General features: G+C 67.6%; 24 protein-coding genes. 14 read left to right on the top strand and 10 right to left on the bottom strand.

Annotated elements, in window-relative coordinates:
• The first annotated feature begins 214 nt into the window (after positions 1-214).
• Positions 215-2,824 carry an exo 1,3/1,4-beta-D-glucan glucohydrolase gene (locus tag J3A66_RS18115; protein WP_209570305.1) on the top strand — a complete coding sequence of 870 codons (2,610 nt, stop codon included), beginning with the start codon at positions 215-217 and terminating at the stop codon, positions 2,822-2,824.
• A gap of 22 nt (positions 2,825-2,846) precedes the next feature.
• Here J3A66_RS18115 and J3A66_RS18110 read toward each other — a convergent pair whose 3' ends face one another.
• Positions 2,847-4,373, bottom strand: coding sequence for a hypothetical protein (locus tag J3A66_RS18110; protein WP_209570304.1), 1,527 nt, complete (start codon positions 4,371-4,373; stop codon positions 2,847-2,849).
• Positions 4,374-4,815: 442 nt separating this feature from the next.
• Positions 4,816-4,986: a hypothetical protein gene (locus J3A66_RS18105; protein WP_159043649.1), complete on the bottom strand. Its 171-nt coding sequence runs from the start codon at positions 4,984-4,986 to the stop codon at positions 4,816-4,818.
• 274 nt (positions 4,987-5,260) lie between these two features.
• On the opposite strand from J3A66_RS18105, the gene paoA reads away from it, so the two are divergent.
• From paoA to J3A66_RS18085, 4 genes are all read left to right on the top strand, one after another.
• Positions 5,261-5,902, top strand: coding sequence for an aldehyde dehydrogenase iron-sulfur subunit PaoA (gene paoA / locus J3A66_RS18100; RefSeq protein ID WP_037529025.1), 642 nt, complete (start codon positions 5,261-5,263; stop codon positions 5,900-5,902).
• Complete coding sequence (locus J3A66_RS18095; RefSeq protein ID WP_209570303.1) at positions 5,899-6,849, top strand: xanthine dehydrogenase family protein subunit M; 951 nt, start codon at positions 5,899-5,901, stop codon at positions 6,847-6,849. The genes paoA and J3A66_RS18095 overlap by 4 nt, the downstream gene beginning before the upstream one ends.
• Before the next feature lie 5 nt (positions 6,850-6,854).
• On the top strand, positions 6,855-9,056 hold the full coding sequence (paoC, locus tag J3A66_RS18090) for an aldehyde oxidoreductase molybdenum-binding subunit PaoC (protein WP_209570302.1): 2,202 nt from the start codon (positions 6,855-6,857) through the stop codon (positions 9,054-9,056).
• Between the two features lie 125 nt (positions 9,057-9,181).
• Positions 9,182-9,706, top strand: a complete 525-nt coding sequence (locus tag J3A66_RS18085) for a gamma carbonic anhydrase family protein (protein ID WP_107934348.1) — start codon at positions 9,182-9,184, stop codon at positions 9,704-9,706.
• Positions 9,707-9,755: 49 nt separating this feature from the next.
• Here J3A66_RS18085 and J3A66_RS18080 read toward each other — a convergent pair whose 3' ends face one another.
• Positions 9,756-12,341, bottom strand: a complete 2,586-nt coding sequence (locus tag J3A66_RS18080; RefSeq protein ID WP_209570301.1) for a M1 family metallopeptidase — start codon at positions 12,339-12,341, stop codon at positions 9,756-9,758.
• Between the two features lie 128 nt (positions 12,342-12,469).
• Between J3A66_RS18080 and J3A66_RS18075 the strand changes: the two genes are divergently transcribed.
• The gene (locus J3A66_RS18075; RefSeq protein WP_209570300.1) at positions 12,470-13,444 is read left to right on the top strand and encodes a nitronate monooxygenase family protein; all 975 of its coding nucleotides are present in this window, start codon (positions 12,470-12,472) and stop codon (positions 13,442-13,444) included.
• A gap of 36 nt (positions 13,445-13,480) precedes the next feature.
• Here the strand turns inward: J3A66_RS18075 and J3A66_RS18070 are convergent, their stop codons facing one another.
• Together J3A66_RS18070 and J3A66_RS18065 are read right to left on the bottom strand one after the other, a co-directional pair.
• On the bottom strand, positions 13,481-13,942 hold the full coding sequence (locus tag J3A66_RS18070; protein WP_031441823.1) for a DUF1465 family protein: 462 nt from the start codon (positions 13,940-13,942) through the stop codon (positions 13,481-13,483).
• A 168-nt stretch (positions 13,943-14,110) separates the two neighbouring features.
• The gene (locus J3A66_RS18065; RefSeq protein ID WP_031393918.1) at positions 14,111-14,308 is read right to left on the bottom strand and encodes a DUF465 domain-containing protein; all 198 of its coding nucleotides are present in this window, start codon (positions 14,306-14,308) and stop codon (positions 14,111-14,113) included.
• A 220-nt stretch (positions 14,309-14,528) separates the two neighbouring features.
• On the opposite strand from J3A66_RS18065, the gene J3A66_RS18060 reads away from it, so the two are divergent.
• On the top strand, positions 14,529-14,684 hold the full coding sequence (locus J3A66_RS18060; protein WP_081874429.1) for a YdcH family protein: 156 nt from the start codon (positions 14,529-14,531) through the stop codon (positions 14,682-14,684).
• 177 nt (positions 14,685-14,861) lie between these two features.
• Here the strand turns inward: J3A66_RS18060 and J3A66_RS18055 are convergent, their stop codons facing one another.
• From J3A66_RS18055 to J3A66_RS18045, 3 genes are all read right to left on the bottom strand, one after another.
• Complete coding sequence (locus tag J3A66_RS18055) at positions 14,862-15,284, bottom strand: PilZ domain-containing protein (protein ID WP_235188463.1); 423 nt, start codon at positions 15,282-15,284, stop codon at positions 14,862-14,864.
• 87 nt (positions 15,285-15,371) lie between these two features.
• A complete protein-coding gene (gene dksA / locus J3A66_RS18050) occupies positions 15,372-15,833 on the bottom strand; it encodes an RNA polymerase-binding protein DksA (RefSeq protein WP_031393916.1) in 462 nt (153 codons plus the stop codon).
• Positions 15,834-16,356: 523 nt separating this feature from the next.
• Positions 16,357-17,007, bottom strand: coding sequence for a hypothetical protein (locus tag J3A66_RS18045; RefSeq protein ID WP_348634080.1), 651 nt, complete (start codon positions 17,005-17,007; stop codon positions 16,357-16,359).
• Position 17,008: 1 nt separating this feature from the next.
• Between J3A66_RS18045 and J3A66_RS18040 the strand changes: the two genes are divergently transcribed.
• Positions 17,009-17,263, top strand: a complete 255-nt coding sequence (locus J3A66_RS18040; RefSeq protein WP_081874428.1) for a PEP-CTERM sorting domain-containing protein — start codon at positions 17,009-17,011, stop codon at positions 17,261-17,263.
• 78 nt (positions 17,264-17,341) lie between these two features.
• Here J3A66_RS18040 and J3A66_RS18035 read toward each other — a convergent pair whose 3' ends face one another.
• Entirely contained in the window at positions 17,342-17,782 is a 441-nt protein-coding gene (locus tag J3A66_RS18035) for a host attachment family protein (protein WP_031441820.1), read from the bottom strand.
• A 97-nt stretch (positions 17,783-17,879) separates the two neighbouring features.
• Here J3A66_RS18035 and serS point away from each other — a divergent pair, with 97 nt between their 5' ends.
• From serS to J3A66_RS18010, 5 genes are all read left to right on the top strand, one after another.
• Positions 17,880-19,160, top strand: a complete 1,281-nt coding sequence (serS, locus tag J3A66_RS18030; RefSeq protein ID WP_192142393.1) for a serine--tRNA ligase — start codon at positions 17,880-17,882, stop codon at positions 19,158-19,160.
• Positions 19,160-19,924 carry a 5'/3'-nucleotidase SurE gene (surE, locus tag J3A66_RS18025; RefSeq protein ID WP_209570299.1) on the top strand — a complete coding sequence of 255 codons (765 nt, stop codon included), beginning with the start codon at positions 19,160-19,162 and terminating at the stop codon, positions 19,922-19,924. Before serS ends, surE begins: the two co-directional genes overlap by 1 nt.
• Positions 19,921-21,141, top strand: coding sequence for a peptidoglycan DD-metalloendopeptidase family protein (locus J3A66_RS18020; RefSeq protein WP_348634079.1), 1,221 nt, complete (start codon positions 19,921-19,923; stop codon positions 21,139-21,141). The genes surE and J3A66_RS18020 overlap by 4 nt, the downstream gene beginning before the upstream one ends.
• 84 nt (positions 21,142-21,225) lie before the next feature.
• Positions 21,226-22,449 (top strand): tyrosine--tRNA ligase, encoded by a 1,224-nt coding sequence (tyrS, locus tag J3A66_RS18015; protein ID WP_209570298.1) that lies wholly within the window; start codon positions 21,226-21,228, stop codon positions 22,447-22,449.
• Positions 22,450-22,554: 105 nt separating this feature from the next.
• A complete protein-coding gene (locus J3A66_RS18010) occupies positions 22,555-22,872 on the top strand; it encodes a PilZ domain-containing protein (RefSeq protein ID WP_209570297.1) in 318 nt (105 codons plus the stop codon).
• 12 nt (positions 22,873-22,884) lie between these two features.
• Here the strand turns inward: J3A66_RS18010 and recG are convergent, their stop codons facing one another.
• Positions 22,885-24,936, bottom strand: a complete 2,052-nt coding sequence (gene recG / locus J3A66_RS18005; protein WP_209570296.1) for an ATP-dependent DNA helicase RecG — start codon at positions 24,934-24,936, stop codon at positions 22,885-22,887.
• 73 nt (positions 24,937-25,009) lie between these two features.
• On the opposite strand from recG, the gene J3A66_RS18000 reads away from it, so the two are divergent.
• Positions 25,010-25,276, top strand: coding sequence for a succinate dehydrogenase assembly factor 2 (locus J3A66_RS18000; protein ID WP_031395519.1), 267 nt, complete (start codon positions 25,010-25,012; stop codon positions 25,274-25,276).
• The last annotated feature ends 8 nt before the right edge of the window (positions 25,277-25,284 follow it).

The following is a 25,284-nucleotide window of genomic DNA, read 5'->3' as shown; positions in this document are numbered from 1 at the left end:
CTGCGCCCTGGCGCGTTCTGGGCCCCCGTGACGCTTATACGGGGCTACCGAGCGGTGGCAGACAACACCGGAGTTCGGATGCCAGTTCGATCCTTCCCTTACCTTGTAACGTAAATGATTTGCCCGACGCCCCGCTGCGGCGATAGCAGGGTGGTAATGCCCGGGGGCGTCGGCATCAGTCGGAGAGCTTCGAACCGGGATCAGGGAGATAAGGATGTCGACGGGTTTCTCATCGGTGACGATCGCACTGCTGCTACAGACCGCGGCCGCGCCGATCGCGTCGCGACCGCCAGCCTCGCCGCCCCCTGCCCCTGCCCCTGCCCCGACATCTGCTCCAATATCTGCCGTGCCAGCCGCGAGCCCAGCGTCCAAACCGCTTTCGGCGGTCGCGCATCCAGGCCTCTGGCCGACGGCCAAGGCCATGCCTTTGCGTGATGCGAAGATCGAGGCGCGGCTCGACGCGATCGTCGCGCGCATGTCGATCGAGGACAAGGTCGGCCAGCTGATCCAGGTCGACATCGCCAGCATCACCCCCGCCGACCTGCGTACCTACAAGCTCGGCTCGATCCTGAACGGGGGCAATTCGGGGCCGAACGGCGACGATCTTGCGCCGCCGATCGAGTGGCTGAAGCTCGCGGATGCCTTTTACGATGCGTCGATGGCGCGCAGCGACGGTCGGCCCGCCATTCCGGTGATCTGGGGTACCGACGCGGTGCACGGCAACAACAACATTCCCGGTGCGACGCTCTTTCCGCATAATATCGGCCTCGGTGCGACGCGCGACCGCGACCTGATGCGCGAGATCGGCCATGTGACCGCGATCGAGACCGCCGCAGCCGGGATCGACTGGACCTTCGCGCCGACGCTCGCGGTGGTTCGCGACGATCGCTGGGGCCGCACCTATGAAAGCTATTCGGAAGAACCCGCGGTCCAGACCGATTTCGCCGGCGCGGTGATCGAGGGCGTGCAGGGCAAGGTCGGCACCAGGGATTTCCTTGCCGCGGACCGGGTGATCGCGACGACCAAGCATTTCCTCGGCGACGGCGGCACCGGCGGGCGCGACCAGGGCGATGCGCTGATCCCCGAAACGGCGCTGCGCGACATCCATCTCGGTGGCTACCCCGCCGCGATCGAGGCGGGCACGCAATCGGTGATGGCGAGCTTCTCGAGCTGGAACGGCGCCAAGATGCACGGCAATAAGAGCCTGCTGACCGGCGTGCTCAAGGACCGGCTCCATTTCGACGGCTTCGTCGTCGGCGACTGGAACGGCCACGGCCAGGTCGAGGGCTGTTCGAACGAGAGCTGCGCCGCTGCGATCAACGCGGGGCTCGACATGTTCATGTATTCGGGCAGCGGCTGGAAGACGCTCTACGCCAACACGCTGAAACAGGCGCAGTCGGGCGAGATCCCGGCCGCTAGGCTCGACGACGCGGTCCGCCGCATCCTCCGCGTGAAGCTGCGCGCCGGCACGTTTGATCGCGGTCGCCCTTCGTCGCGCGCGCTCGCGGGCAAGATGGAGCGGATCGGCGCGGCCGACCACCGGGCCATCGCACGGCGGGCGGTGCGCGAATCGCTGGTACTGCTCAAGAACCAAGGCGGGCTGCTGCCGCTCAAACCCTCGGCCAATATCCTGGTCGCAGGCGGCGGTGCCGATGATATCGCACAACAGGCGGGCGGCTGGTCGCTGACCTGGCAGGGTAGCGGCCTCACCAATGCGAACTTCCCCAATGCCCAGTCGATCTGGTCGGGCATCGACGCGGCGGTCAAGGCGGCGGGCGGCACCGCGACGCTGTCGGCGAACGGCAGCTTCGCGAAGAAACCCGATGCGGCAATCGTCGTGTTCGGCGAACAGCCCTATGCCGAGTTCAAGGGCGACCGCCCGACGCTCGACTATAGCCCCGACGACAAGGCCGATCTCGCGCTGCTCCGCAAGCTCAAGGCGGCGGGCGTGCCGGTGGTGGCGGTATTCCTCTCCGGACGGCCGCTCTGGGTGAACGCCGAGCTCAATGCCGCCGATGCGTTCGTCGCGGCGTTCCTGCCGGGCAGCGAGGGCGGCGGCGTCGCCGACGTGCTGTTCCGCACCAAGGACGGCCGTATCGCCAACGACTTCCGCGGCAAGCTCAGCTTCTCCTGGCCAAAACGCCCCGATCAATATGTGCTTAACCGCGCGGACCCCGGCTATGACCCGCTGTTCGCCTATGGCTATGGGTTGAGCTATGCGAAGCCGGGCACCGTCGCGAAGTTCGACGAGACGCGCCCCGCCGGACTCGCCGTGGCATCGAGCGGCATCGTGTTCGGCAAGGGCCGTGTCCCCGAAGGGTGGTCGCTCGTCCTCGCCGAACAAGGGCAGTCGAAAGTCCGCCTCCTTGGCGTCAATGCGAGGACGACGAACCGGCGGCTCACCGCCTCGGCGGTCGACCGCCGCCGCCAGGAGGATGCACGCAGCCTCGTCTGGTCGGGCGGTGCGGCCGAGGCACGCATCGAGGCGGATCGTCCGCTTGATCTCACGCGGGAGAGCAATGGCGAGTTGAGCCTCGTCGTCGACCTGCGCGTCGATCGCGCCGCCAGCGCACCCGTCACGCTCGGCATGGTCAGCCATGACGGCGCCGTGGTGACCGTCCCGATCACCAGGACGCTCGCGACCGGTACGCCGGGCGAATGGCGCCAGGTCGTCGTGCCGCTGCAATGCTTTGCCAAGCGCGGTGTCGACATGGCGGATGTCACCGCACCCTTCGTGCTGGCGACCGACGGCGCGCTTGGCGTGTCGGTATCCGACGTGCGGATCGATTCGGCGCCGGTGCCAATGACGCAGTGCGGCGACTGAGGTCGATCGGCGTCGCGGCCGCCTAGACCGCGTTCGCGTCCAGCGGCGTCGTCCGCGGTTGGAGGCGGAACGGATCGAACCCCTGCGGCAGCCCGACGCTGACGGGATTCGGCAGGATCCGCCCTACCCGCGTCGCCGCGGCGACGACGTCGGGCGCGGTCCGGACCGCGTCGTCGACCGGGTCCGTCAACCGGTCGAGCGGCGTCGTCGTCGCTGAGCCGGTCGGCTGGACATAGCGCAATGCCCAGTCGCGGGTCGTCTCGTCAGCGAGCCGGCGGATGACGAGCGCGCGTGCTGCGGCCTGGTCGCCCCGACAGACATACATCTGCATCGCGGCGCCCGGCACCAGCGCTTCATCCAACAGCACATCCGCGGTGACGGGTTCGGCGGCAGCGCTCTGTCCGGTGCGGGTGAGCGCACAGGCCTGCCAGGCTTTGACGAGCAGGACGGACGCGCGGTTGACGTTGCTCCCGTATCGTTTTGCCCGATCGAGAAAGACGTCGGCGCGCGTGAGGACCTGCGGCCAGTCGGTCTCCATCGCCGCCAGCTGCAGATAGGCGCCGTCGAGATTGAGGCCATTGCCCTGGTCGTCGGGCGGCACGGTCGTCGCGACCCTGGCGAGCAATGCCCGCGCCTCGTCATAGCGCCCCTGATGCGCCAGCGCCCTGGCGACGATCGGCGCGAGGAACACGCCCTCGCCCCGCGGCGCGCCCGCGGCCCGCGCCTCCACGGGCACCGCCGCTCGGGTGTCGATCCCGTCGAACATCGGCAAAAACAGGCCGAGCACCGCGGGATACGCCTCGAGGCGGGAGAGGCGACGCGCATAGGGTGTCGCGGTGTCGAAATCGGCAGCCGCCGCCCAGTCGCCGCGCAGCTCGTCGAGGTAGCGCCGGGACTGGGCAGCGAGATCGGCCCCGGCCCATTCCGCGATCCGCGGCCAGAGCGGCGTATAGCGTCGGTCGATATAGAGTGTGAGCAGATCGTCCGGATCGCCGATCGTCGTGACGAGGTTTGCCGCCTCGTCAGTCGATGCGCCTGGCGACATCCGCATCGCCTCGCGCGTGCGGGACAAGCCTGCGGTCGAGCGTTCGGGCGCGAGCCCCGAACTGAAGCCGATCTCGCCAAGCCGGGCGTTGAGCCGGTCTGCCCGGCTCCGGTCGCCGATCTCGGTCAAACGCCCCGTCAACGCCATGACGACGTAGCGGTCGAAATGCCGCGTCATCTCAGGCGCGAGCCGGCTGGCCTGGAGGAGGAGATCCGCGGCGCGCTGCGGCGAGCCGGAAAACGTATAGATGCCCGTCGCGACGAGTTTCGGCCGCGGATCATCCGGCAGAAGCCGCAGCGCCTCCTCGATCGCCGCGACCGCGGGGCCGGTCGCCTGCGCGCTTGCGAGAACACCAGCCCGCACCGTCTGCACCATGCCGCGCAGCGGCGTCGGCCGCGGCAGTTTGGCAAGGACCGCATCGAGCCGGGCGATGTCGGGCGATCGTCCGGCAATCGCCGACGCTGCCTCCGCCATCACCGCGCGATCTGCGGGATCGGTCGTCATCGCTAGGGGATCTGCGACTTGGGCGCGGGCCACCCCTGGGGTCATGCCATAAGCCATCGTCGCGGCGACCGCGGTTAGCGCCATTCCAGATCTGAAAACCGGTCTCATGCTGTTCCCCTCTGCACAGATCCGAGCACAGGGCGCGCAGACTGTCCATCGCTCCATCTCCGACATTTTTTGACGTCGAGTCGCGGCACCGATGAAAGCGCGAGGATTCGGACTGCGCGAGTGCTGCAGCAACCGGCAGCGCGTACAGTCAGGACGAGCGACGCTGGTTACGGATCACCGCCGTTATCGGCTGCCTTAACTGGCATCGGCCGCGCGCGAGCGGATCAAACGCCGAGACGGGTCATGCCCAGACGGTCCAGCTGACGATCCTCAAAAACGGGACCTTTGCTGGCTCCACGACTGACGTGGTTTCGAAGCGCCGAGCGCCAGACCCTCAGGCGGGGTCCGCGCTGCCCTGTTCGGTGATCGGATGGAGCGAGGCGCGCACGTTGACCGACGTCAGCTCCTGTTCGATCCAGTCGACACAATCGCTGATCTTCGCGCCGACCAGCGCATTGCCGCCTTCGTCCGCGATGCGCAGCGCCTCCTCGAGGAGGAAAGCCATCGACCTCAGTCGAGCAACCGTCTGCGCGTAACTCTGCATCGCTCAATCCCTTGATCGTGATCATGACGATATCAGAATTGCGTGCGATTTGAAGGGTCAATGACGGTGTCGGATTGGGACTTTTGGCTTAGACCGTCGATTATCTCGGTCCCGCCCTATGGCGCGGCAGCCGCCTAATACCTATTTTTTCCGAGTTAGGGCGGATTCCGGCGTGGCGACGCAACCGGTTCCGTGGCGATCCGTTCGTTAGCGGATCAGGGAGCTTTAGATCTTTATGAACAGCAATGACGGATTTCCCGTATCGCGCCGTGGCGTGATCGCGGGTGGCGTAGCGACCGCGACCCTGACCGGGACCCCGGTGGGTGCGCAGGTTGCGGCACCGCAACAGACCCCACCGACGACGATGCCGGTGACGCTCAAGGTCAATGGCCGCAATACCCTGATCGAGGTCGATACGCGGACGACCCTGCTCGACGCGCTGCGCGAGACGATGAAGCTGACGGGTACGAAGAAGGGCTGCGATCACGGCCAGTGCGGCGCCTGCACGGTCATCGTCGAGGGCCGGCGGATCAACAGCTGTCTGACGCTTGCAGTGATGCACGAGGGCGACTCGATCACGACGATCGAGGGTCTGGGCACGCCGGAGAAGCTGCACGCGATGCAGGCCGCTTTCGTCAAGCATGACGGCTATCAGTGCGGCTATTGCACGCCGGGCCAGATCTGCTCCGCGGTCGCGACGCTCAACGAGATCAAGGAAGGCATCCCCAGCCATGCCACCGGCGACATCGCCGCCAAGCCGAAGGTGACGACCGCCGAACTTCAGGAGCGGATGAGCGGCAATATCTGTCGCTGCGGCGCCTATTCGAACATCATCGACGCGATCCACGACGTCGCCGGCACGGAGCGCATGGCATGAAGGCCTTTACCTTCGAACGCGCCAAGACCGCGAGCGCCGCTGCAGCAGCAGCGGTCCGCACCCCGGGCGCCAAGTTCATCGCGGGCGGGACCAACCTGCTCGACCTGATGAAGCTGCAGATCGAGACGCCGCAGCATCTGATCGACGTCAACGGCCTCGATCTCGATACGATCGCACCGACCAGCGACGGCGGCCTGCGGATCGGTGCGCTGGTTCGCAACACCGACCTCGCCGCTGACGCCCGCGTTCGCAAGGACTACGGCGTGCTCAGCCGCGCATTGGTGTCGGGCGCGTCCGGCCAGCTGCGCAACAAGGCGACCACCGCGGGCAATCTGCTGCAGCGGACCCGCTGCCCCTATTTCTACGATACCACCAAGCCCTGCAACAAGCGCCAGCCGGGCAGCGGCTGCGCGGCGATCGGTGGCTTCAACCGGAATCTCTCGGTCATGGGAACGAGCGACGCGTGCATCGCGACGCACCCGAGCGACATGGCGGTCGCTATGCGGGTGCTCGATGCGACTGTCGAGACGGTCAATTCGGCCGGCCAGACGCGCGCCATCCCGATAGCCGACTTCCACCGGCTGCCGGGCACCACGCCGCATATCGAGACCGCGCTCGCCCCGGGTGAGCTGATCACCGCGGTCACGTTGCCAAAGCCGATTGGCGGCACGCACATCTATCAGAAGGTGCGTGACCGTGCCTCCTACGCGTTCGCTCTGGTGTCGGTCGCGGCGGTCGTCCAGCCCGATGGCCGCGGGCGCCTTGCCTTTGGCGGCCTGGCGCACAAGCCGTGGCGGGTCGAAGCTGCCGAGGCGCAACTCCCTAAGGGTGCCAAGGCCACGGCCGCAGCCGTTCTGGCTGGCGCCCGCACGACGTCGCAAAATGCATTCAAGCTGCCGCTGATCGAACGCACGATCCACGCAGTGCTCGAAGAAGCGAAGGCCTGATCGCCATGAAGTTCGACACCCCCGCAACGACCAACCCGATCGACCGCATGAAGGTCGTCGGCCAACCGGTCGACCGCATCGACGGCAAGCGCAAAACCACCGGAACAGCGCGCTATGCCTATGAACGCAACGACGCCGCCCCCAGCGCGGTCTATGGCTATATCATCGGCGCGGCGATCGCCAAGGGCCGGATCGAGCGGATCGACTCTGCCGAAGCCAAGGCTGCACCGGGCGTCCTCGCCGTCGTGACGCATGAAAATGCCGGTACGGTCGCCAAGGCGCAGGCGCATACCGCCCGCATGCTCGCGGGCCCCGACGTCCAGCATTTCGACCAGGCGGTCGCGATCGTGGTCGCATCGACGTTCGAACAGGCGCGCGCAGCCGCAAAGCTGGTCCGCGTCACCTATGCCCGCAGCGCAGGGAAGTTCGATCTCGCCGCGGAGAAATCCGCCGCGGTGAAGCCGAAGGACGGCAAGCCCGATACCGCGATCGGCGACTTCGCCGGCGCCTTTGCCAAGGCCCCGGTCAAGCTCGACCAGACCTATACCACGCCCGATCAAAGCCATGCGATGATGGAACCGCATGCGACGACCGCTGCGTGGACAGGGTCGAAGCTGACGCTGTGGACGTCGAACCAGATGCTCAACTGGGCGGTGCGCGACATGAGCGAGACGCTCGGCATTCCCAAGGAGGACATCCACGTCCTGTCGCCCTTCGTCGGCGGCGGCTTCGGGTCGAAGCTCTGGATCCGCAGCGATGCGGTGATGGCCGCGCTCGCCTCGCGGGCGATCGGTGGCAAGCCGGTCAAGGTCGCGCTGACCCGTCCGCAGATCATGAACAACACCACGCACCGTCCGGCGACGATCCAGCGGCTGCGGATCGGCGCGCGCAAGGACGGCACGATCACCGCGATCGCGCATGAAAGCTGGTCGGGCGATCTCCCCGGTGGCGGACCCGAGACCGCGCCGAACGTCACCCGGCTGCTCTATGCGGGCGCGAACCGGATGACCGCGACGCGGCTCGCGACGCTCGACCTTCCCGAGGGCAACGCGATGCGCGCCCCCGGCGAGGCGGTCGGGCTGCTCGCGCTCGAGGCGGCGATGGACGAGCTTGCCGAGACGCTGAAAATGGATCCGGTCCAGCTGCGTATCGTCAATGATACGCAGGTCGATCCCGAATCGCCCAAGCGTGCGTTCTCGCACCGCGATCTCGTCGGCTGTCTCAGGACGGGCGCGGAGCGGTTCGGCTGGAACAAGCGCAATCCCGTGCCGGGCCAGGTCCGCGAAGGCCGCTGGCTCATCGGCATGGGCATGGCGTCCGCCTTCCGCGACAATGTCACGATGAAGTCGGGCGCGCGTGTCGGGATCGACAAGAAGGGCGTTGTCACCGTTGCCACCGACATGACCGACATCGGCACCGGCAGCTACACGATCATCGCGCAGACCGCAGCCGAGATGATGGGCGTGCCGATCGACAAGGTGATCGTCCTGCTCGGTGACAGCAGCTTCCCCGTCTCGTCCGGCTCGGGCGGCCAATGGGGCGGCAACAGCTCGACCGCGGGCGTCTATGCCGCCTGTTCGGCACTGCGCGACAGCGTCGCACGCAAGCTCGGCTTCGACCCGACCGACATCGTCTTCGAGGACGGCAAGGTGAAGTCGGGCAACCGCAGCGTCTCGCTCGCCGAGGCGGCGGGCGATGCGGGCCTGTCGGCCGAGGACTCGATCGAGTTCGGCGATCTGACCAAGACCTATGCGCAGTCGACCTTCGGCGCGCATTTCGTCGAGGTCGCGGTTGATTCGGCGACCGGCGAGGTTCGGGTACGCCGGATGAGCGGTGCATTTGCCGCCGGGCGAATCCTCAACCCCAAGTCGGCGCGCAGCCAGGTCATCGGCGCGATGACCATGGGCGTCGGTGCGGCGCTGATGGAAGACGCGGTCGTCGACAAGAGGTTCGGCTATTTCGTTAATCACGACATGGCCGAATATCATGTCCCGGTGCATGCCGACGTCCCCTATCAGGACGTGTTCTTCATGGACGAGACCGATGCCAAGTCGTCACCGATGAAGGCCAAGGGCGTCGGCGAGCTTGGCATCTGCGGCGTCGGCGCCGCGGTCGCGAATGCGGTCTACAATGCCTGCGGCGTCCGGATCCGCGAATATCCGCTGACGCTCGACAAGGTGATCAAGGGCATGCCGCCCGTCGCCTGACAACCTGTCCTGCCGCCCTTGCAGAGGATCCCGCCGTATCGCAGACATCGAACCGATGATCTGCGGTGCGGCGGTGTCGTTTCGGGCTTCGTCGCGGCCCGCGGGTTCGACGGAGAGACTTTGCGATGCCGCTTTATGCCCTGGGCGACAAACGCCCCACCTGCCACCCGACCGCCTGGGTCGCGCCAAGCGCCGACCTTATCGCCGATGTCCAGCTCGGAGAGGCGGCGAGCGTCTGGTTCGGGGCGGTCGTCCGCGCGGACAATACGCCGATCGTCATCGGCGCGCGGAGCAACATCCAGGAGGGCGCTATGCTCCATTCGGATCCCGGCGCGCCGCTTCGGATCGGAGCGGACTGCACGATCGGCCATCACGCGATCCTCCACGGCTGCACGGTCGGCGACCGGTCGCTGATCGGCATGGGGGCAATCCTGCTCAATCATGCGGTGATTCCGGAGGACTGTATCGTCGGCGCCGGCGCGCTCGTCACGGAGGGCAAGACCTTCCCCGCGGGCAGCCTGATCATCGGCAGCCCGGCGCGCGCGGTCCGGCAGCTCGATGCGCAGGCGATCGCGGCGCTCCGCGTTTCCGCCCGGCATTATGTCGAGAAGGCCCGCGCCTGCGCAACCGGACTGACCCGTATCGACTAGCCATGCGCGCCGGACCCCGGGACATCGCCCGGGGTCCGGTGCCGTTGTGTCAGCCGGCGACCCACTTGGTGACGGCGGGACGCAGCTGGTCGGCGGCGGCCTTGCGGACCGCGATCGTCGACAGCGACCGCGTCACGCCGCCCCGTGACGAGGCGGGCAGATATTTGTCGGCGAAGGCGCTTATCTTGCCCGGCATCGCCGGATCGTTCGAGCCCGCGCCGAGCCCGACGATATAGCCCGATCGCGTGCTCGCCTCGAGGAAGCTCTCGACCAGCTCACGGTTCGCGACCGCCCAGTCGAACGCCAGGTCGGGATGCGCGCCCGCGACGGCGCGGAGCAGCCCGGCCTTTTGCGGCGCGGTGATCGTGTCGGTCTTGAGCAGCGCGAGCGCCCGCCCCGCGGTTGCGGGATCGCGCGCGGCCCCGAGCAGCGTCACGAACCGGTTCTTGGCAACCGGGCTCGTCTCCGCCTTGGCGAGCGCAAGCAGCGCATCCCATTCCGCCGGGGTCGCATTGACCGCATAGGTCGACAGGATCGGCTGGCGGATCGCCGGCGGGATCGCGGTCGGATCGGTCGCCAGCGCCGCGACATAGCGCCGCGCGCGGTCCGCGACGCCCGTATCGCCATTGGTGCCGAGCCGCCCGACCAGCGTCTCGCGCAAATTGCTCGTCAGCGGCGATTCGCCCGGTTTAGCCTCGAAGCCGATCCGCGCGAGCACGGGGCCGAGGATCGCGACCGACCGCGCGCGCAGCGGCGCCTCGAGCGGGGTGTCGTCGTACAGCCCGGTGATCCGGCCGAGCGCACCTGCGACCGACGACCATTCGAGCGGATCCGCGTCCGGCCCGACCTTGTCCATCACCGCGAAATAGCGCGACAGGTCCTGATAGCCGCCCGCCGCGAGTGCGAAATCATCGCCCAGCGTGCCCAGCCGGTCGGCGAGGTCTAGTCTGGCATAGTCGCGGACGATCGCGGCATGCCCCGCATCGTCGTACATCACGCGGGTATAGCTGCCCTTGCCGCGGTTGAGGACGACCGTACCGCATCCCCGGATCGTGACTCGCGACGGCGCTGCGCCGTTGACGATCGTCGCCGTCTGCGCACCGCCGAGATTGCCCACGACCAGCGGCACGTGCCAGGTCTGCGGCGTCTTCGATGCCGCATCCAGCCCGAACCGGCCCTGCGTCAGCGTGGCGGTGGTAACGCCGCCGTTGCAGGTCGCGCCCGTCATCGTCACCAGCGGCACGCCGCCCTGCAAGGTGAAGTCGTGCGCGATCTCGGCGACCGGCTTGCCCGCGGCTGCGGACAATTCGGCCCAGAGCTGTTCGGTGACCGTGTTGCCGTATTTATACTTGGCCATGTAGCTGCGGATGCCCTTGCGGAACACGTCGGGGCCGAGCGTCGATTCGAGCATGCCGATCACGGCCTGCCCCTTTGAATAGGTGATGCCGTCGAACGCTTCGCCGATCTGGTCGACGGTCTCGACCTTGCGGATGATCGGGTGCGTCGCGGACGTTGCGTCGATCCCCATCGCCCCCTCGCGCTCGCCCGAGACCGCGGCCGCCTCGGACTTCCACGCGGGCACGAGCACGCCGCTCGACTTGCCCTCCATCCACGAGGCGAACCCCTCGTTCAGCCACAGATCGTCCCACCACGCCATGGTGACGAGATCGCCGAACCACTGGTGCGCCATTTCATGCGCGACGACGGTGTAGATACGCTGCTTGGCGCTTTCGGTGGCGCGCTTGGGATCGAACAGCAGCTCGTTCTCGAAATAGAAGATCGCGCCCCAATTCTCCATCGCGCCGAAAAACTGGCTCGATCCCGGCCCCGCGATCATGTCCATCTTGGGCAGCGGATAGGGCTGGCCGAAATAGTCGTTATAATAGGCGAGCAGGTCCTTCGCGGCGGCGAGCGCATAATCGCCCTGATCGACGACTCCCTTGCGGCTGATGATGCCGATCTCGGTCTTGCCCGCCATCAGCGTTTTGCGCTCCATGTCCCCCATGCCGAGGAACAGCAGATAGCTCGACATCAGCGGCGTCTCGCCGAACTTGTAGAGCTGCGTGCCGTCCGCCTGCTTCGTGATCGCCGTCGCGGGCATGTTCGAGAAGGCCAGCTGTGCGCCCGGCGCGACCGCGGACAGGCGGAACTTCGCCTTGCACGCGGGCTCGTCCCACATCGGTGCGAACCGGCGCGCGTCGGGGGCCTCGAACTGGGTCGCGAGCATCCGCGACGACGACCCGTCGGCATTGGCATAGTCGATCGCGAACAGCCCGGACGCGGACTCGTTGATCTTGCCCGTCCAGGCAAAGGCGAGGCTGTGCCGCCCGACGCTCGCCGCCGCGGGCAGCGTCACCGTGAGCAGCTGCGCGGCAGCGTCCGCCTTCATGGTGGCGGGGCGGCCGTCGAACGTCGCCGACGTGATGTTCAAATCCGCCGCGTTCAACTGGATCGTCCGGGTCGCCTGCTTGACGTCGATGGTCACCGTCTCGGTCCCGCTGAACGTCATCGCCTTCGCGTCCGGGCGTACCTGGATATCGTACAGGATCGGCACGACGCTGCGCGGCAACTGACCTGCGGCAAGCGCGGGCGCAGACACGGACAGCGCCAGCAAGGCGGCAACGGCAAACTTCATGGCGGCACATCTCCGGAACATTCTATGCCGACCGCTCTAAGCATTTGCGGTCACATGGCAATCACACGTGACTGCCGCTCTAACCAGAGTGCTGGCGCAGCCGTTTCGGCTGCGCTATGAAACGCGCCATGACCGTACCCGCTATTCTAAAGAGCCTGCGCCTGCCCGTGATCGGGTCGCCGTTGTTCATCATTTCCGGACCCGACCTGGTGATCGCCCAGTGCAAGGCGGGCATCGTCGGATCCTTCCCCGCGCTCAATGCGCGACCGCAGGCGATGCTCGACGAATGGCTCCACCGGATCACCGAGGAACTAAGCGCGCACAATCGCGCGAATCCCGACCGTCCGGCGGCACCGTTCGCCGTCAACCAGATCGTCCACAAGTCGAACGACCGGCTCGAACGCGATCTCGAAACCTGTGCCAAATGGCAGGTGCCGATCGTGATCACCTCGCTCGGCGCGCGCGAGGATCTGAACACCGCGGTGCATGGCTGGGGCGGGATCACGCTGCACGACGTCATCGACGACCGGTTCGCGCGCAAGGCGATCGAAAAGGGCGCCGATGGCCTGATCGCGGTCGCCGCGGGCGCCGGCGGCCATGCCGGACGACTGTCGCCCTTCGCGATCATCCAGGAGATTCGCCAGTGGTTCGACGGCCCGCTTGCGCTGTCGGGCGCGATCGCGACCGGCGACGCGGTGCTCGCGGCGCAGGCGATGGGCGCGGATTTCGGCTATATCGGCTCGCCCTTCATCGCGACGCTCGAGGCGAATGCCGATCAGGCCTATAAGGACGGCATCGTCGCGGGGCGCGCAGCGGACATCGTCTATTCGAACCTGTTCACCGGCGTGCACGGCAATTACCTGCGCGCGTCGATCGTCGCGGCGGGGATGGATCCCGATGCGCTGCCCGAGGGTGATCTGAAGACGATGAACTTCGGGGCCGGCGCCAATGCCGAGGGTGGATCGAAGCCCAAGGCGTGGAAGGATATCTGGGGATCGGGCCAGGGGATCGGCGCGGTCACCGCGGTCGAGAGCGTCGCCGACCGCGTCGACCGGCTCGAGCGCGAATATCGCGCGGCACGCAACCGGCTTGGCCTCGCCTAGGCCAGGCTCGTCTGGCGGTACGCCCCGCCAGCGGCATTAGAGGACGCGGGCGAGGCGATCCTGCATCGACAAGGCGGGGCTGGCGGCGGGCCGTGGCGCATCGAGCGCGGCGTCAAGCAGCGCGACGCGCCGGTGAAGCTGCATGCTCGCGGTGATCAACGCCCTCGCGCTGGGCGGAAACGCCGCCAGCATCGCGTCATCGGTCACCGGCGCCTCGCCGAGCCGCCGCGCCGGATCCAGCGCCTCGCCCCGCGTGAGTTCACCCGCCTGGACCGCGCGCTGCGTCAGCAACCACGCGAGGACATGGAGCAACCGGGTCGTGACCTTGAGCGATTCACAGCTCAGGCTGACGCGGACGAGCGGTTCGAGCCCGTCCCGGTCGGTCCGTCCCGTATCGTCGAAATAGGCCCGCGCCTCTTCGGCCAGCCGCATCGCTTCACGGTACAGCGCACCGATCATGCGGTCTTGCAGGGGCAGTTCGGGCGGTCGACCAATCATTCTGCCCGACTGCCATAGCCGCATCGCCGCGCCCATCGGGAAAACGCAGCGATGCGCCAGGATGTGTCCCGAAACGCGCCGCTTCGATCGACCGCTCGATCTATATTATGACGCAATTTGAAGGCGCTGTCCGAAATCACGCCCCGCATCCGCGCCTGCTCGGACGGGTCAGGCGATGATGTCGGGGATCAACTGGTCCTCGAACGCGGCAATTTCGTCGCGCAGCCGCAGCTTGCGCTTCTTGAGCCGGGCGATCTGCAGCTGGTCGGGAACGGTGAGCGACCAGAGCGCGGCGATTGCCGAATCGAGGTCGCGATGCTCGGTCCGGATTTCGTCCAGCCGGACCCTGATCTGTGCCTCGTCCACCATCATGTCCTTCGCCCACCCCTGCTACGCGGTCCTTAGCAAATGCATGGCATTGCGCGAGCACCAAAAACTGCCCGAGGGGCGCCGTTCGACCGCTTGGACTCGGCCCGTCGCACGTGACAGCTCGCCCGGTCGATTCACCAATCTTCGTTAAAGACTTTTTGCTGGGGCGATGGTTTACTCGGGACCCCAACACGAATGCAGAAGGAGCTTTTCCACCATGCAAACGACGCACCAGGCTGCGCTGGAAACCAAGCATCAAATGCTCGACCGCCGGATTTCCGAAGAGGTACACCGGCCTATGCCCGACGCGCTGGCGCTCGCAGGACTGAAGAAGCAGAAGCTTCGCCTGAAGGAAGAACTCGCCAACCTCTAGACCCCACGCCGTTCGTGACGGCGGGCGATCGGCCTGTCGTCACGCGGTTCCGGCTTTTCCGACTCCTTCCCCCTCGGGAAAGCCGGACTGGCGGGGTGCCGGATACGCCCTGCCCCCCCGGCCGTCCATTCGGACGTGCTTGGCGAGATGCCGCTGCCCCGATCTACTGAAACGACGTTACCGCGACCGCGGCTCCCGGAACACGATCGGCTTGGCGAAGGTCGGTGTCGTCTGCCCCTGCCCGACCGACTTGCGCGCCTTCATCGGGTCGATCGTCTCGTCGAGCGCGATTCCCAGACGGCCCTGCGTGCACCACGCCACCCGTCCGGTAACCTCACCAATCCCACGCAGGTCGATCGTGACCGGCGTATCGACGGCGAGCGGCCGATCGAACTCGATCATCAGCCCGCCTTCGGACAGGTTGCGGACCCGCACCTCGTACACACCCGCACCGTCGGCATAGCTGAACCGCGCGATCATCAGCAGACTGTCACGGACCGGCCGGTTCTGGCCCGGGTCTGCGCTATCCTCGACGGACTCCCCGGCGCCGGCCCCTGCCGCACCCTCGGCGCCCAACGACCCTTGGTTTCTCATGTCCATCCGTATTCCTGTGTCCCGACGTCGAGATATGCGTCGCATATATCAGAAGGCGGACCACGTGCCTATGCGCTGTTCGCCGACCCGATATCAGTCCTCGCGGGAGATTTTTTCGTTGCGCTCGTGGCGTTCCTGCGCCTCCACGGTCATCGTCGCGATCGGCCGCGCCTCGAGGCGTGCCAGGCTGATCGGTTCGCCCGTGACTTCGCAATAGCCATATTCGCCATCGTCGATCCGGCGGATCGCCGCCTCGATCTTCGAGACGAGCTTGCGCTGGCGATCCCGGGTCCGCAGTTCGATCGACCAGTCGGTTTCGCTCGACGCACGGTCGGTCAGATCCGCCTCGCGCAGCGAATCGACCTGGAGCTGCGACAGGGTTTCCTGCGATTCCCGCAGGATAGCGTCCTTCCACTGCTGCAGCTTCTGCCGGAAATAGGCCTGCTGACGCAGGCTCATGAACGGCTCGTCGGCCGTCGGTCGATAGCCATCGGCATCATTGGCTGCTGCAAGATTGGTACCGTGCTCGTCTACGCGATTCATTACCGTTGCCATACCACTCTCCCTCTGGCCGGTCGGCGCGAAAAGCCGCGTCTCGAAGCCACCCCCAAATGGTGAAAGGGCCTATAGTCTTACGTGTTCCGGACCACAAGCGAGCAGACTTGCGCTTGGATCGATAATGAAGACACATTCTTGCGTACCGATGCATCCGGGTTACACCGCCCGCCGACGGCCTCAGCGAGTCCCGCGAACGGGCCCGTCGCCATGATCCTGGATGCGACAACTGTCCCGCCACGGCACGGTCTGCGTATCGGGCAGGCCGTCCGTCGCGATATTGTAAGAATGACCACCGGATCACGTGATGGGCGCTTGCGCTTAACGCTTTGTTTTGCGCTTTGTGCGATGACGGTGTCCGAGTGCCGTGAACGCGATCCGACGTCGTCTGCGCGTCGGCAACGAGAGAGACTTTGAGTATGTCGGTGCGGATGGCCTTGGCCAAATTATGCGCGTGTGCCTGCGGAGGCGCGATCATCGGCGGCGGCGCCGTCCATGTCGCCGAGCGTCCGAAGCGCGCGATTCAGACCAAGACGATGACCAAGCGCGTTGTCCCCCGCCAGATTGGCGCCGTCGCCCGTCCGCGCATCCGTCGCGTCGTCACCACACGGACGACCGCCTGCGCGCCGGCCATGGTGACGGTCGCCAATGCGCCCCCGGTCCCCGTGGGGTTTGCCGACCCGTTCGCAGGCGGCGCCGGCAGTCCGACCGCCGTGCCGATAAACAGCGGCGGCGGCTTCTTCGGCGGCGGCGGCCCGGGTGGCGGCTTTGGCGGCGGCGGCTTTGGCGGCGGTTTCTTTGGCGGCGGCGGCTCGGGCGGCAGCATCGTCATCTCGTCGACCTCGAGCGGGGGCTCGTCGAGCACGAGCGGCGGTTCATCGAGCACGAGTGGCGGCTCGACCTCGAGCGGTGGCGTCAGCAGCACCTCGTCGACCGGCGGGTCATCCACGGGCGGATCATCGACAGGCGGATCGTCGTCCAGCACCGGCGGCGCGTCGGTGTCGAGCACCTCGTCGTCCGCCAGCGGCGGGAGCAGCGGTAACGTATCGTCCTCGTCGAGCGGTAACGTATCCTCCTCATCCAGTGGCAACGTTTCGTCGTCGTCGAGCGGGAACGTGTCTTCCTCGTCCAGCGGCAACGTCGCCTCGTCGACCAGCAGCAGTTCGGGCGGCACCGTGTCGTCGACCAGCAGCGGATCAAGTTCGACCTCGTCGTCGAGCTATGGATCGAGCAGCGCCGGCTGGAGCAGCAATGGCGGCTGGAGCTCGAACGGCGGCTGGCATGGCTCAAACGGCGGCGGCAATGGCAGCACCGGCTCAAGTGGCGGGCCACCCGCCCCGGTTCCGGCACCCCCGATGGTGCTGCTGTTCGGCGCAGCGGCCGCGGCCCTCGTTGCCCGCCGGCGGTTCGCGAAGCGCGCCGCGCACTGATCCTGCATAAATCTCGGACATAAAAAAAAGGCCCGCAACAACGTGTTGCGGGCCTTTTCAACTATCGGGTGGCAATGATCAGGCGTTCTTGAGCGCCGTCTCGATGTCCGCAATCGGATGCCCGGTCAGATCCTTGGCGAGCTCGCCCGCCAGCCTGCTGCTGACCGCCTTGTGATAATGTTTGCGCATCTCGCCCAGTGTCTTGGGCGGTGCGACGATGACGAGCGAATCGAAGTCGTTCTTCAACGCGCGTGTCTTGAGCAGCTCGGCTGCGTCGGCCGCGAACCGGTCTTCCTCGATCTGATGGAAATCGGTGGGTTCGACCGAGCTCTGCGCGGCACCCTGCGGGGACGAGGCGCGGCCGGCCGAGTCGGTCGCCTGGTCGCGCGTCGCGGGGTTCTCTTGCTCGACCGCCTCTTCGACGACCAGGTTAGGAAAGGCGGCATCGCCCTCGTTGCGCAGGAACAACATCTTGCGGCCATCGGCGACCATGACGACGGACTTGTGCGGAAGATCCACGGGCTTTCTCCTCTTTGATCTGTGCCTCTGCCCTCCCCAACGTCCCGCGGGCGCACCGGGTTGCGCGCGCTTGCCGGCCTCGGCATAGCCTAGCGCCATGCATGATATCCGTCTGATCCGTGAAAACCCCGCCGCGTTCGACGCAGCTCTCGCCCGCCGCGGCGCTGCCCCCGCCAGCGATCGGCTCGTCGCCCTCGACGAGCGCCGCCGTACGACGATCGCCGAAGCGCAGGCCGCGCAGACCCGCCGCAACGAGCTGTCCAAGGCGATCGGCCAGGCCAAGGCGCAGAAGGACGAACCGCGCGCGCAGGCGTTGATGGCGGAAGTTGCCGCGCTGAAGGCCGCGCTGCCGACGCTCGAGGCCGACGAGGCGGCGCTGACCGCCGAGCTCGATGCGGCGCTCGCGGCGATCCCCAATCTGCCCGCATCGGACGTCCCTGCGGGCGTCGACGAGAGCGGGAATGTGCTCGTCCATGCACGCGGGACGAAGCCCGACTTCGCCTTCGCCCCGCGCGAGCATGACGTCGTCGGCCCGGCGATCGGGCTCGATTTCGAGACGGGCGTTGCGATGTCCGGTGCGCGTTTCACGCTGGTCCGCGGCCCCGCCGCCCGGCTGCAACGCGCGCTCGGTCAGTTCATGCTCGACCGGCTGACGCGCGATCACGGTTTCGAGGAAGTCGCGCCGCCGCTGCTGGTGCGCGACGAGGCGGTGTTCGGCACGGGCCAGCTGCCCAAGTTTGCCGAGGACCTGTTCCGCACGACCGACGGCCGCTGGCTGATCCCGACCGCAGAGGTCAGCCTGACCAACATCGTGCGCGAACGGATCCTGACCGACGGCGAACTGCCGCTCCGCTTCGCCGCGCTGACGCCGTGCTTCCGCTCGGAGGCCGGGTCGGCCGGTCGCGACACTCGCGGCTATATCCGCCAGCATCAGTTCGACAAGGTCGAGATGGTCGCGATCGTCACCCCGGACCAGTCCGAGGCCGAGCACGAGCGGATGACGCAGTGTGCCGAGGGCGTTCTCGACGCGTTGCAGCTTCCGTTCAGGCGAATGCTTCTATGCGGTGGCGATATGGGCTTCACCGCGGCGCGCACCTATGATCTGGAAGTGTGGCTCCCCGGCCAGGCGCAGTATCGCGAGATCTCCAGCATCTCGACCTGCACCGATTTCCAGGCGCGGCGCATGAACGCGCGCTATCGCCCCGAGGGCGAGAAGGCGACGCGGTTCGTCCACACGCTCAACGGTTCCAGCCTCGCGGTCGGTCGCACGCTCGTCGCGGTGATCGAGAATTATCAGCAGGCGGATGGCGCGGTCGCGGTACCAACCGCGCTCCAGCCCTATCTGGGCGGCCTCACCCTGCTCGAGCCCGCTGCCTGATGCGGATCCTGCTGACCAATGACGACGGTTATCATGCGCGCGGGCTGAAGGTGCTCGAGGCGATCGCCGCGACGCTGTCCGACGATGTCTGGGTGGTGGCGCCGGCGGAGGAACAGTCGGGCGCGGGCCATTCGCTGACGCTGTCGCGACCGCTGCGCGTGCGCAAGTTCGCCGAGAAGCGCTATGCCGTCGCCGGCACGCCGACCGATGCGGTGATGATGGCGCTGGCCCGCATCATGAAGGACAGCCCCCCCGACCTGATCCTCTCGGGGGTCAATCGCGGCGCCAACCTCGCCGAGGACGTGACCTATTCGGGCACCGTCTCCGCCGCGATGGAGGGTGCGCTGGCCGGGGTCCGGTCGATCGCGCTGAGCCAGGTCTATAGCCGCGAAGGCATGGGCGATTCGGTCCCGTTCGAGGTCGCCGCCGCCTGGGGCGAACGCGTCCTGCGCCCGCTGCTCGACGCGCCGCTCGCCCCCCGGACGCTCGTCAACGTCAACTTCCCCGTCGGTGCGGCCGATGCGGTGCGCGGCATTCGCGTCGTCGGCCAGGGCCTGCGCGACTATGGCCGGTTGCAGATCGTCACCAACACCGACCCGCGCGGCTATGAGTATCACTGGTTCGCGCTCAGCGGCGCGGTCGAGACGCCGCTTCACGCGACCGATCTGGAGGCCATTGCGGACGGCTATATCTCGGTCACGCCGCTGCATCTCGATCTGACGCATGCCGAGTCGCTGGACATGCTGGGACGCGCCTACGCGTGACGCGCGCCGCCGCGATCCTGGGCGCGGCGCTGGCTCTCGCCGGGTGCATCCCGAGCGTCGACACGCCGGTCCGGTCCGACCGCGGGCCGCCGCCGCAGTCGCTCGAACGGATCCAGCGCCTCCCGCGCGCCGACCCGCAGGACCGCTTCGCGAACGACGCCCGCGACCGCAGCGATGCCGCACGATCCGACCCCTATGAGGCTCCACCGCGTCGGCGCACCTATCCGCGCCGCGTGGAGCGGCAGGACGCCAGCCCTGCCCCCTCACCCGTCCGGCGCGCCGATCGCACCCCCGTGCCCGTCTCGACGCTGCCGGCGCCGCGCCCCGCCTGGGAGGAGCGCCCGGTCGCAGCGGATGCGCAGCGCGTCGATCAATCACTCTATACGGTCCGCCCCGGCGATACGCTGCTCGCCATCGCCGAACGCTCTGGGGCGAGCAGCGAGGCGATCGCGCGCGCCAATGCGATCGAACCGCCCTTCACGATCCAGACGGGACAGCGGCTGACCATCCCGGCAGGCCGCTATCACCTCGTCCGGCGCGGCGAGACCGGGATCGCGATCGCGCGTGCCTATGGGGTCGCCTGGTCGCGCATCGTCACCGTCAATGCGTTGCTCGAACCCTATGTGCTGCGTGCGGGCCAGCGCATCGTCATCCCCGACACCGAAGGCGGCACCAGCCTTGCCGATCGAGCGGCCGCGTTCACGCTCGACGTCGACGACATCCTGACCGGCGGCGAGCCTGCGCTTGCGAGCAACCAGGCGCCGGTCCGCCCCACCCCGACCCCGCGGCGCGTCCTGCCGCCAAGCGCCGTCGTCACCGCGCCCGTACGGCTCGCGGGCGGCGGCTTTCTCTGGCCGGTCGACGGCCGCGTCGTGAAGCGGTTTGGTCACGGCGCCAGTGGCGAACGCAACGACGGCATCAAGATCGCGGTTCCGGTATCGACCCCGATCCGCGCCACCGCCGACGGCGTCGTCGCCTATGTCGGCGACGGCATTGCCGCGCTCGGCGGGCTGGTGATCGTCAAGCATGGCGGCGGCTGGACCAGCGTCTATGGCCATGCCTCGAAACTGCTGGTCCAGCGCGGCCAGAGCGTGAAGCGCGGCCAGACGATCGCGCTCTCAGGCGACACCGGGTTCGCCGATCGCCCCGAACTCCATTTCGAACTCCGCAAGGGCCGCACCCCGGTCGATCCGTCGTCGCAACTCCCCCGCAGCTGATCCCCCCCGTTCAGCGAACGAAAGCTCGCATGACGATTGGGGGCCGGGATGACGGACCGCACAACCGCTGCTAGTGGCTCCTCCATGACCTACCAGTCCGACCTGCTCACCACGCTGACCGCGCGCGGTTATGTCCACCAGATGACCGACGCCGCTGCGCTCGATGCGCTCGCGGGCAAGCAGGTCGTACCCGGCTATATCGGCTTCGACCCGACCGCGCCGTCGCTCCACGTCGGCAGCCTCGTCCAGATCATGCTGCTCCGTCGGCTTCAGCAGACCGGCCACAAGCCGATCGTCCTGATGGGCGGCGGCACCGGCAAGATCGGCGATCCGAGCTTCAAGGACGAGGCGCGCAAGCTGCTCGGCGAGGACGGCATCAAAGCCAACGTCGCCTCGATCCGCCGTATCTTCGAACGCTTCCTGACGTTCGGCGACGGCCCGACCGATGCGGTCATGCTCGACAATGCCGAGTGGCTCGATGCGCTCGAATATATCCCGTTCCTGCGCGACGTCGGCCAGCATTTCTCGGTCAACCGGATGCTCGCCTTCGACTCGGTCAAGCTCCGCCTCGACCGCGAACAGTCGCTGAGCTTCCTCGAATTCAACTACATGATCCTCCAGGCCTACGACTTTCTCGAACTGTCGCGCCGCGCCGGCTGCCGGCTGCAGATGGGCGGCTCTGACCAGTGGGGCAACATCGTCAACGGCATCGAGCTCTCGCGCCGGATGGACGGCACCGAGGTCTACGGCGTCACCACCCCGTTGATCACGACCGCGGACGGCGGCAAGATGGGCAAGACGATGTCGGGCGCGGTCTGGCTGCACGAGGATCAGCTGCCGCATTTCGATTACTGGCAGTTCTGGCGCAACACCGACGACCGCGACGTCGGCCGGTTCCTGCGGCTGTTCACCGACCTGCCGCTCGACGAGGTCGCGCGTCTCGAGGCGCTCGAAGGCGCGGAGATCAACGCCGCCAAGGTCGTGCTCGCGAACGAGGCGACCGCGATGTGCCGCGGCCGCGACGCCGCCGAGCAGGCGGCCGAGACCGCGCGCAAGACCTTCGAGGAAGGCGCGTCGGGAGACGCCCTGCCGAGCCTCGTCTGCACCGGGACCGGCATCGGCGTCGTCGAGGCGCTGGTCGGGCTCGGTTTCGTCGCATCGAACGGCGAAGCACGACGCAAGATCGGCGAAGGCGCAGTCCGTGTCGACGGCGAACCGCTGCGCGACCCCGCCGCCACGATCCCCGTCGCCGCGCCGGTCCGCCTCAGCCTCGGCAAGAAGCGTCACGGGATGCTGCTGCCCGGCTGACCCGCCCGTCCGGCACGGGCATGAACACCGCGTTAGGGATGGTTGGTGGTACGGGCTTCATGATGTCGGCCTAGCCCTCGACCGGGGCACAGCGGGGACTGACCAATGCCGAACCAAGCGACGTCTAGGCACGAGACGCGGTCTGAGCCGCGCGACGAAGTGATGCACCGCACGCGTGCGGCGGACAGCGCAGGCACCGAATTCAGGCTTACGTTGGTCAACGTCTCGCCAAGCGGCCTCATGGCACGCTGCGACGGCGATCTGGACGCTGGCGAGCGGCTCCATGTCCGGATGCCGATCGTCGGCGACATCCTCGCGCATGTCCGCTGGTCGCTCGGCGGACGGATCGGCTGCGCGTTCGACCGGACGATCCCGCCCAAGGCCTATTACGGCATGCTCGCGGCGATGCTCCGCACCAGCTGACCGGGCCGCCCGTCAGCCCGATCGCAGCAACGCGACCCCGGCATCGCGGTCGAACAGGTACAGCGCGGTGCGCGCCGCCTGCCCGCGCGGTCCCTCCAGCCCGCCGTCGCGATCGATCAGCAACCGCGCATCGTCATTTGCACATTGCAGCAGGTCGGCCATCATGTCGGGCGTCGCGAGCCGGAACGCCATCTCGCCCGACTGCTTCGTGCCCAGCAATTCGCCCGCGCCGCGCAACCGCAGATCCTCCTCAGCGATCCGGAACCCGTCATTGGTCTCGCGCATCAAAGCCAGCCGCGCGCGCGACGTCTCGCTGAGCGAGCTCCCACGCATCAGCAGGCAGATCGACCGCCCGCTCCCGCGCCCGACCCGCCCGCGCAGCTGGTGGAGCTGCGCGAGGCCGAACCGGTCGGCATGCTCGATAACGATCAGCGTTGCATTGGGGACATCGACGCCGACCTCGATCACCGTCGTCGCGACCAGAACGGCGGTGCGAGCGGCGGAGAACTCGGCCATCACCGCGTCCTTCTCGGCGGGCTTCATCCGGCCATGGACGAGCGCCACCTTGTCGCCGAACCGCGCACGCAGCGTCTCCGCGCGCATCTCCGCGGCCGCGAGGTCGCTCTTCTCGCTCTCCTCAACCAGCGGGCATACCCAATAGGCCTGGCCCCCGTCTGCGAGATGCCGGCCGAGCGCGTTGACCACGTCGTCGAGCCGATCCTCCGAAATCACCCGCGTCTCGATCGGCTGGCGGCCCGGCGGCATCTCGTCGAGCCGGCTGACGTCCATCTCGCCGTACTGCGCGAGCGTCAGCGTGCGCGGGATCGGCGTCGCGGTCATCGCCAGCAGATGCGGCGGCGCGATCCCCTTGGCCTGGAGCGTCATCCGCTGCGCGACACCGAACCGGTGCTGCTCGTCGACCACCACCAGCGCGAGGTCCTTGTAAGCGACCGCGTCCTGGAAGATCGCATGCGTGCCTATCAGGATGTCGACCTCGCCGCTCGCCAACGCCATCAGCGTCGCCTCGCGCACGCGCCCCTTGTCGCGCCCGGTCAGTACGCCGACCGCGATCGGCAGCCCGGCGAGCGTCTTCCTGAGCGTCTCGTAATGCTGGCGCGCGAGGATCTCGGTCGGCGCGAGCATCGCCGCCTGCGCCCCCGCCTCGACCGCGATCAGCATCGCCATCGCCGCGACCAAAGTCTTGCCGGAGCCGACATCACCCTGCAGCAGCCGCAGCATCGGCGCGGTCTGCGCGAGGTCGCCCTCGATCTCCCCCACCGTTCGCGATTGCGCGCCGGTCAGCGTGTAGGGCAGCTTGAGCATGCCCCGCAGCCGCCCGTCGCCGTGGAGCGCACGCCCGCGTCGTTTCCGCGTATCGGCGCGGACGAGCGTCATCGCGAGCTGGTTGGCGAACACCTCGTCATAGGCCAGCCGCTCGCGCGCCTTGGCATCCGACGGGTCGGCGTGGATCCGCTCCAGCGATTCGTGCCAGCCCGGCCATTCGCGCTTCGCCTTCAGCCCGGGCTCGATCCACTCGGCCAGATCGGGCGCCCGCGCGACCGCCTGCGTCGTCAGCGCCGCCAGCCGCCGCGATGTCAGCCCCTCCGACAGCGGATAGATCGGCTCGCGCTCGCGCAACTCCTCGTCCTGCTCGACGATGTCCGGATGGACGATCTGCAGTTCCTGGCCATATTCGTCGAGCCGCCCCGACACGCGCTTCGCCTCGCCGATCGGCAGCAGCTTCTTCGCCCAGCCCGAACTGCCGCCGAAGAAGACGAGGCTGACATAATTGCCATGCTCGTCGGTCGCCTGCACCCGCGTCGGGCCACGCCCCGCGCTGACGCGATACTCGCGCGCGGTCAGCGTGATGACGATGATCCGCCCGGCATCGCTCGACATCAGCTCGGTGCGGGGCACCCGATCGACATAGCCGGTCGGCAGATGGAAGGCGACGTCGACGACGCGCGCGAGCCCAAGCCGGTCGAGCGGCTTGGCGAGCGCAGGCCCCACCCCTTTCAGGACGAGGGTTTCGGCGAACAGCGGATTGAGGATTTCGGGTCGCATGACTATCTGCCCCCTATAGCCCAGCCGACGCCCGCCGCCAGCGGGTCGCCGGTCAATCGGCGTTGGAGATATGATGGACCACGAAACCCGCCTCAAGCGCCTCGGCTTCCGCAGCTCGCATCGCGGCACGCGCGAAGCCGACATGATGATCGGCGGCTTCTTCGAAACCTATGGCCGCAGCTGGACGCCCGAGCAGCTCGACTGGTTCGAGGCGCTGCTCGAACAGCAGGACGTCGACATCATGGGCTGGGCGATCGGCTCGATCCCCTGCCCGCCCGAATGGGACGGCCCGATGATGCAGGCGATGCGCGACATCAATTACGTCACGGTCGTGAAGTAATCGTCGGA

The sequence above is a fragment of the Sphingomonas sp. PvP018 genome (assembly GCF_017876865.1).
Lineage (GTDB): Bacteria > Pseudomonadota > Alphaproteobacteria > Sphingomonadales > Sphingomonadaceae > Sphingomonas > Sphingomonas aerolata.
The sequence above is the reverse complement of the archived record's forward strand: the minus strand, read 5'-3'. Positions and strand labels throughout refer to the sequence as shown.

Coding starts and splice junctions, on each gene's coding strand:
- J3A66_RS18115 (WP_209570305.1), top strand. CDS start 215: ATGTCGACGGGTTTCTCATCGGTGACGATCGCACTGCTGCTACAGACC.
- J3A66_RS18110 (WP_209570304.1), bottom strand. CDS start 4,373: ATGACGACCGATCCCGCAGATCGCGCGGTGATGGCGGAGGCAGCGTCG.
- J3A66_RS18105 (WP_159043649.1), bottom strand. CDS start 4,986: ATGGCTTTCCTCCTCGAGGAGGCGCTGCGCATCGCGGACGAAGGCGGC.
- paoA (WP_037529025.1), top strand. CDS start 5,261: ATGAACAGCAATGACGGATTTCCCGTATCGCGCCGTGGCGTGATCGCG.
- J3A66_RS18095 (WP_209570303.1), top strand. CDS start 5,899: ATGAAGGCCTTTACCTTCGAACGCGCCAAGACCGCGAGCGCCGCTGCA.
- paoC (WP_209570302.1), top strand. CDS start 6,855: ATGAAGTTCGACACCCCCGCAACGACCAACCCGATCGACCGCATGAAG.
- J3A66_RS18085 (WP_107934348.1), top strand. CDS start 9,182: ATGCCGCTTTATGCCCTGGGCGACAAACGCCCCACCTGCCACCCGACC.
- J3A66_RS18080 (WP_209570301.1), bottom strand. CDS start 12,341: ATGAAGTTTGCCGTTGCCGCCTTGCTGGCGCTGTCCGTGTCTGCGCCC.
- J3A66_RS18075 (WP_209570300.1), top strand. CDS start 12,470: ATGACCGTACCCGCTATTCTAAAGAGCCTGCGCCTGCCCGTGATCGGG.
- J3A66_RS18070 (WP_031441823.1), bottom strand. CDS start 13,942: ATGATTGGTCGACCGCCCGAACTGCCCCTGCAAGACCGCATGATCGGT.
- J3A66_RS18060 (WP_081874429.1), top strand. CDS start 14,529: ATGCAAACGACGCACCAGGCTGCGCTGGAAACCAAGCATCAAATGCTC.
- J3A66_RS18055 (WP_235188463.1), bottom strand. CDS start 15,284: ATGGACATGAGAAACCAAGGGTCGTTGGGCGCCGAGGGTGCGGCAGGG.
- dksA (WP_031393916.1), bottom strand. CDS start 15,833: ATGGCAACGGTAATGAATCGCGTAGACGAGCACGGTACCAATCTTGCA.
- serS (WP_192142393.1), top strand. CDS start 17,880: ATGCATGATATCCGTCTGATCCGTGAAAACCCCGCCGCGTTCGACGCA.
- surE (WP_209570299.1), top strand. CDS start 19,160: ATGCGGATCCTGCTGACCAATGACGACGGTTATCATGCGCGCGGGCTG.
- tyrS (WP_209570298.1), top strand. CDS start 21,226: ATGACCTACCAGTCCGACCTGCTCACCACGCTGACCGCGCGCGGTTAT.
- J3A66_RS18010 (WP_209570297.1), top strand. CDS start 22,555: ATGCCGAACCAAGCGACGTCTAGGCACGAGACGCGGTCTGAGCCGCGC.
- recG (WP_209570296.1), bottom strand. CDS start 24,936: ATGCGACCCGAAATCCTCAATCCGCTGTTCGCCGAAACCCTCGTCCTG.
- J3A66_RS18000 (WP_031395519.1), top strand. CDS start 25,010: ATGGACCACGAAACCCGCCTCAAGCGCCTCGGCTTCCGCAGCTCGCAT.